Consider the following 6,617-nt stretch of genomic DNA (forward strand, 5'->3'; position numbering starts at 1 on the left):
CCCCTGTGCTACGCACAGGGGTTGCGCTCCCGCTCCGCGTGAGCGCTTGCAGGATGCTGCGCATCCTGCTCACCCGCCTTGCTGCGCAAGGCGGGTGACGTCCCGTCCGCTGCGCTCCCGGGACTACGTGGCCTGGGGCCCTGTGAGTGGCTTGCGCTGCGCTCCAGCCACTGAGGGCGTTGCGCGCCCTGGAAGCCGGCCCCGCTGCGCGGTGCCGTCAACGGGCCTTCGGCCCGAGCAGTAAGAGGGAGGGGGTGGTTGGGGGCGGTGACCCTGCATCAGGTGATGCAGCATGTAGCATTGGCGAAAACACGGTAGGGGTGGGGTCATGACGGTCAGTGAGAGAATCCCTGGAGGGATTACACGTAGGGCTCAATATTTTATTGGGTGTCATGGTCACTGGACTGGTCGTAGCGATATAGAGCAGTACAGGGCTCGGTGGATGGAGTATGGGATCCCTGAGGCTCAGATCGACCGGGTGGCCGCCTTCGAGGCTGTCTGGGGTGGTCTGGCTCTTCCTCCTTCTCCTCACTATGACGGAGGGCCTCGGACGCTCAGCGGGGACATACCCGAGGGGCCGGACCCTGACTGGCACTTCGGAGCCGGTGCGCAGCGTACGGCTCTTCCCTACTCGTTCGTGATCGGTCCGGGTGGGGAGTTCGGGCTTCATGCCGGGAAGTGGGTGCCGTTGCACGTCAGTGTTGAGGGGTGGGTGGAGGCTCTGGCTTTGGCAGATCACGCCCGTAGGTGTGCGCGCGCGACCACGATGTTGACGGGTGGTGCTGTGGACGACCTTGAGCTGGAGGGGTTCGAGGCCGTGCCGGAGGTTGCCGGACTCGCGGACACCTGGTGGCGCGGCAGCGATTCGCTGATTGCCGTCTACCGGGGCGAAGCCGAGGTCATGGAGGCGCCGCAGTGCAAGACCGCCACCATCTACGCCGGACTCGACGAATGGGGACTTCGAGGACTCGACGACATCGTCAGACCTTCGAAGTAACCTCACCGCCTGAAATTGTGTCCGGGAAAGGGAAGCAGGAATGCAGGGAATCTTGCTCAGGGAACACCAGGTCGACCAGAAGACGGCCTTCCGTAAATGGGTGGGATTCCCTTCAAGATCATCTGTGCCCCGGCAGGGTGCCCGGGGCACGATCGTGTCCGCGACCGGATCGGGCAAGACGATCACCGCCGCCGCGTGCGCGCTGGAGTCCTTCCCGCGCGGGCGGATCCTCGTGACCGTGCCGACCCTGGACCTGCTCGTGCAGACCGCTCAGGCGTGGCGGTTGGTGGGCCACCGGGCGCCGATGGTCGCGGTGTGCTCGCTGGAGAGCGATGCGGTGCTCAACTCTCTGGGCGTGCGCACCACCACGAACCCGATCCAGCTCGCTCTGTGGGCCGGGTCCGGTCCGGTCGTCGTGTTCGCCACGTACGCCTCCCTGGTCGACCGCGAGGACCCGGAGGACCCCACGGGGCAGCGGAAGGTGCGGGGGCCACTGGAGGCCGCTCTGGCGGGCGGAGAGCGGCTGTACGGCCAGCGCATGGACGGCTTCGACCTCGCGATCGTGGATGAGGCCCACGGAACCGCCGGTGATCTTGGTCGTCCGTGGGCGGCGATCCACGACAACGCCCGGATCCCGGCGGACTTCAGGTTGTACCTGACCGCGACCCCGCGCATCCTCGCCTCGCCCCGGCCGCAGAGGGACGCCGGCGGCCAGGAGTTGGAGCTCGCGTCGATGGGGCAGGACTCCGCCACCTACGGGCCGTGGCTGGCCGAGCTGGCTCTCTCGGAGGCGATCGAGCGGGGCATCCTCGCCGGGTTCGAGATCGACGTCCTCGAGATCCGCGACCCCTCCCCCGTCCTCGGGGAATCGGAGGAGGCGCAGCGGGGCCGGCGCCTGGGGCTCCTCCAGACGGCGCTCCTGGAGCACGCGGCGGCGTACAACCTGCGTACGGTCATGACGTTCCACCAGAGGGTGGAGGAGGCTGCGGCGTTCGCGGAGAAACTGCCGGCGTCGTCGATCGACGCGGCCTTCTACGAGCTGGAGCCGGGCCGCCACGTCTCCCCGGAGCGGGTGTGGTCGGCATGGCTGTGCGGCGACCACCTCGTCACCGAACGACGCGAGGTACTCCAGCAGTTCGCCAACGGCATCGACGCGGCCGGGCGTCGGGTGCACCGGGCGTTCCTCGCCAGCTGCCGCGTGCTCGGGGAAGGCGTCGACATCACCGGCGAGCGGGGAGTCGAGGCCGTCTGCTTCGCGGATACCCGCGGCTCCCAGGTCGAGATCGTGCAGAACATCGGCCGGGCTCTTCGGCTCAACCGGGACGGCTCCACGAAGGTCGCGCGGATCATCGTGCCCGTCTTCCTCGAGCCCGGAGAGGATCCCACCGACATGGTCGCCTCCGCCTCGTATGCCGGGCTGGTCGCTGTGCTCCAAGGCCTACGCAGCCACGATGAGCGCCTGGTCGAGCAGCTCGCCTCCCGCGCGCTCACCAGCGGCAAACGCAAGGTCCACGTGCAGCGTGACGAGGACGGGCGGATCATCGGAGCCAGCGGGGAGAGCGACGGCGAGGACCAAGCGCAGAACGGCACCAATGCCGCTGCCCAGTCAGCCCTGCTCCACTTCTCCAGCCCGCGCGACGCCGCGACCATCGCGGCCTTCCTGCGCACCCGGGTCTACCGGCCCGAGTCCCTGGTCTGGCTCGAGGGCTACCAGGCCCTGCTGCGCTGGCGGAAGGAGAACCAGATCGCTGGCGTCTACGCCGTGCCCTACGACGTAGACGCCGAGGTCGGGACGACGAAGGCGTTTCCACTTGGGCGGTGGGTGCACCAGCAGCGCAAGGCCCTGCGAGCCGGAGAGCTGGAGGAGCGGCGCAAGACGCTGCTCGACGCACCCGAGGCCGGCATGGTCTGGGAGCCGGGCGAAGAGGCGTGGGAGGCCAAGCTCGCCGCGCTGCGGTCCTACCGGCGGGCAACCGGGCACCTCGCGCCGCGACAGGACGCGGTCTGGGGCGAGAGCGAGGGCCTTGTGCCTATCGGGCAGCTTCTGGCGAACCTGCGTCGCAAGGGCGGCCTCGGCAAGAACCCCGAACGAGCCGCCCTACGCGCGCAGCAACTGACCGCCATCGACCCCGACTGGAACTGCCCCTGGCCACTGGACTGGCAACGTCACTACCGGGTCCTCGCGGACCTGGTCGACGCCGACGGCAGCCTGCCCGAGATCCAGCCGGGCGTGTTGATGGACGGCGATGACATCGGGCGGTGGCTCCAGCGGCAGGCCCAGCCGGGTACTTGGGCACAGTTGTCGACCGAGCAGCAGGAGCGGCTGTCCAAGCTGGGCGTGAAGCCCGCCCAGGCGCCGCCTCCCGCCCCTGCGGCAGCGCGTGCGACGAAGCCGGGCAAGGCGCAGCAGGCGTTCCAGCGCGGCCTGGCGGCCCTCGCACAGTGGGTGGAGCGGGAAGGCGCCCACCGGCCGGTACCGCGCAGCCACGCTGAGGAGATCGCGGTCGACGGTGCGACGGAGCCGGTGGTCATCAAGCTGGGTGTGTGGGTGTCCAACACAAAGGCAAGGCGCGACAAACTCACCGGCGAGCAGCTCGCCGCCCTCGCCGAACTCGGCGTCAACTGGGCATGATGATCAACGAGGAAGCGTGTTGTCCGTGTCTGGCGATGCACCGAGGCGGAGTCACGGTGGCGGCGGTGCGGTGGTGAGATACCGCGCCGGGGGTGTTCGAGGGCGGGCGTTTTCTGCCAACTCCACCCGGGCGGCGCTATTATCGGTCGATCACGCAACGCCTGACACGTTGGCCGCAGGAGGCGTCTTGTTGCACGAGCAGGTTCGCTCCTCGAATGTCCGGTCGGTGGGCTACAGCCAGCAGGAGCGTGTGCTTGAGGTCGCCTTTCACAGCGGAGGGGTGTACCGCTACGACGGCGTGCCTGCGGACGTGCACACGGCCTTGATGGCGGCTCCCAGCAAGGGCGGTTTCCTGGCCCGCTTCATCAAGGGCCGCTACGTCTACCGCCGCGTCTCGGGCTGACGCACCCGTCGTTCCGTCTAGGTTCCTTCCATCGTTGTCGAGTTGAGGCACGCGTGCAGATCTGTTCCGTTTCGGTCGAGGGTTTTCGCTGCCTTGAGGACGTCGCCGGGGTTCCGGTCCTTTCCCAGACGGTTTTGACCGGGCAGAACGAGGGCGGGAAGACCGCTCTTCTGGACGCGCTGAACTTCTTGCTGCACGGAACCGCACTGAGCGAGCACGATCTCACCTACGTCGGCGACGGCGCCCTCCAGGAACCGGCGGGCGACGCAGCCGCACTGCACGCGCGTGTGTCCCAGGCGGTCGTGACTGGCAGTTTCAGCCTCAGTGCCGAGGAGCAGCTGCGTCTCGGGCTGCCCGAGCAGGTACGAATCCGGCGGCGTTTCCGGCCGGAGGCCGGCATGTTCCTGGAGATCAATCGCCGTGTCTGCCAGGACCCTCAACTGCGTGACCTGGCGGCGGTGAAGCTGCCGGGGCTGAAGGAGCTCGCGGCCGCTCACGGGGTCGAACCGGTCGGGCAGGCGAACGCCAGGAACAGCTGGGAGCAGCCGCTTCGGGAGTTGGCTCAGCAGATGGACCAGGTCGACGCGTGGGTGCCGGTGGACTCCGAGGCGGCTGTTGCCATGCCGACGATGGTGTACTTCAAGGGAGACTCCGTTCAGGCGCCCGAAACCGTGATCCAGAGCCTGCTCAACTCCCGGCTGCGGGAATACACACGGGCCGACGAGGTGGCCAAGCGGGTAACGGATCTCGAGGACTATCTCGCCGAGTCGCTGAAGGAGGACATCGACAGCATTCGCAGTCACATCGCGCAGCGATGCACCCTGCCGTCGGTGGAGCTGGCTCCTCAGGTACAGGTGCGTCCGGCGCTGGTCGGCGTCGAGCTGAACGTGATGGACTCGCAGGGCCGCCGCTTCCCGCTCTCGTCCGCCGGCACCGGCCGATCGCGTCGGATCTCGCTGGCTCTGTGGGAGAGCAGCAACGAACTTCTGGGTCAGCACGACGACACTCAGGCGCCCGAGTCGGACGTCGTGTTCGTCTACGACGAGCCCGACACCCACCTTGACTACTCCCATCAGCGGCGCATCATGGCGCTCATCCAACTGCAGTCCTCACGGCCCAACGCGCGGGTCATCGTGGCGACGCACTCTCTCAACCTGATCGACGGAGTCGACATCTCCTCCGTGGTGCACTTGCGTACCCAGGAGGGCCGAGTCCGGGCGGAGGTCCTGAGCGAGGACGGCACGGACAAGGACGTGCGCCGGCACCTGTCGACGATCGCGACGACGCTGGGGTTCCGTAACAGCGTCCTCCTGCACGAGCGGTTCTTCGTCGCCGTGGAGGGGGTGTCCGAGACATCCGCGTTCCCCATCCTCTTCCGCAAGCACGCAGGCTTCCCGATCCAGTCCGCCGGGATCTGCCTGTGGGCCGGCGGCAGCAACGAAGGCGCGCTGCGATTCGCTCGGTTCCTCAAAGATCACGGCCGCGACGTCGCCTTCGTCGTCGACAAAGACAGCCGCACCAACCAGAGGCACGTCTTCCGCGACGACAAGCTCAAGGAGCACGGCTTCGACCTCAACAAGGAATGTCTATACCTCGGCTCCCCCAACGAGCTCGAGGACCTGTTCACCGACGAGGACTGGGCTGAGACGGCCAACGCGCTGTGGAAGCCGAACGCCGAACGCGGCCCCTGGCAGCCCCAGGAGATCGAAGAACTGCGGGCTGGCAAGTTCAGCTCTCAGCTGCTGAGCCTGCTCAAGGGCGGCTCACCCGAGGGACCGAAGAACAAGGAAGACCTCATGGTCGGCGTCGCTGCCCATCTCCCTCAGGACCGCATCCCCGCCGCCCTGTCCACGGTCTTCGACGCTCTCGTCAGTCGCGCGCAGGACGCGGGGCCGCATCTTTGGTAGCCGCCCCGGCCTGACGCGCCGCTCGTCGCGCCTTCATACGCATCAGCCGCTGCTGCGGCGTCGGCGCCTCCCACGTATGCAGACCGGCCGAAGCCACCCACTGAGACCCGTGATGCCCCGGATCGTCGCCACACCAGCGGCAGCCGTCAGGAGAGGGCATGTCCTTGCGATGCACGCGTATCACCCGATCACCGCCCATGGAGCACCGCCCGTGTACGTCGGAATACCTTCGATATGAACACGTTCCCCAGAAGGCCATGCGCAAAGAGTGCCACCTGCCACTGACAACCGGACGGACACCTTCCAGCTCGCTGCGTACCGACTGAGGCGGTCGAGCGCATGTCGGGCCTGCTCCAGGAGTGCCCCTGTGGTCCGGTCAGCAGCCTCCGACCGGTCTCCCTACCTTCCAGGCGCACTCATCTTTGGGTGAAACCGGCCATACCGGGCTGCGCTCCGACCCCGAAACAACGCCGCAGATCTGCGGCGTCCATCCCGATAACATCCGTGCCTGAGACAGGCAAGCGCCGCAGGTTACTGAGCTTGTCAGCGTGATGTCGCGGGGCTGACAAGTGATGGTTATCGCGGTATGCCGGAAGTATGAGGTATCCGCAAGGTGGCGGCCTGACCGCCGAGCGGCGGGCGTTTCGTGAACGCATCCGTATGGAGGCGGCCGGGATG

Annotated in this window: 4 protein-coding genes and 1 pseudogene; all 5 read left to right on the forward strand. The window is 67.5% G+C overall.

The window, feature by feature from the left end; all coding sequences use genetic code 11:
- The first annotated feature begins 442 nt into the window (after window positions 1–442).
- Window positions 443–997, forward strand: coding sequence for a hypothetical protein (locus ADK41_RS38140; RefSeq protein WP_324604930.1), 555 nt, complete (start codon window positions 443–445; stop codon window positions 995–997).
- Window positions 998–1,037: 40 nt separating this feature from the next.
- Window positions 1,038–3,629, forward strand: coding sequence for a DEAD/DEAH box helicase (locus ADK41_RS38145; RefSeq protein WP_030837281.1), 2,592 nt, complete (start codon window positions 1,038–1,040; stop codon window positions 3,627–3,629).
- A 187-nt stretch (window positions 3,630–3,816) separates the two neighbouring features.
- The gene (locus ADK41_RS38150) at window positions 3,817–4,032 is read left to right on the forward strand and encodes a KTSC domain-containing protein (RefSeq protein WP_030837284.1); all 216 of its coding nucleotides are present in this window, start codon (window positions 3,817–3,819) and stop codon (window positions 4,030–4,032) included.
- 53 nt (window positions 4,033–4,085) lie between these two features.
- Window positions 4,086–5,939, forward strand: a complete 1,854-nt coding sequence (locus ADK41_RS38155; protein WP_158717740.1) for an AAA family ATPase — start codon at window positions 4,086–4,088, stop codon at window positions 5,937–5,939.
- Window positions 5,940–6,536: 597 nt separating this feature from the next.
- Window positions 6,537–6,617, forward strand: a pseudogene (locus ADK41_RS44450) (helix-turn-helix domain-containing protein); the annotation flags it as partial.

This window comes from Streptomyces caelestis (assembly GCF_001279005.1).
Classification (GTDB): Bacteria; Actinomycetota; Actinomycetes; order Streptomycetales; family Streptomycetaceae; genus Streptomyces; species Streptomyces heliomycini.

Coding starts and splice junctions, on each gene's coding strand:
- ADK41_RS38140 (WP_324604930.1), top strand. CDS start 443: ATGGAGTATGGGATCCCTGAGGCTCAGATCGACCGGGTGGCCGCCTTC.
- ADK41_RS38145 (WP_030837281.1), top strand. CDS start 1,038: ATGCAGGGAATCTTGCTCAGGGAACACCAGGTCGACCAGAAGACGGCC.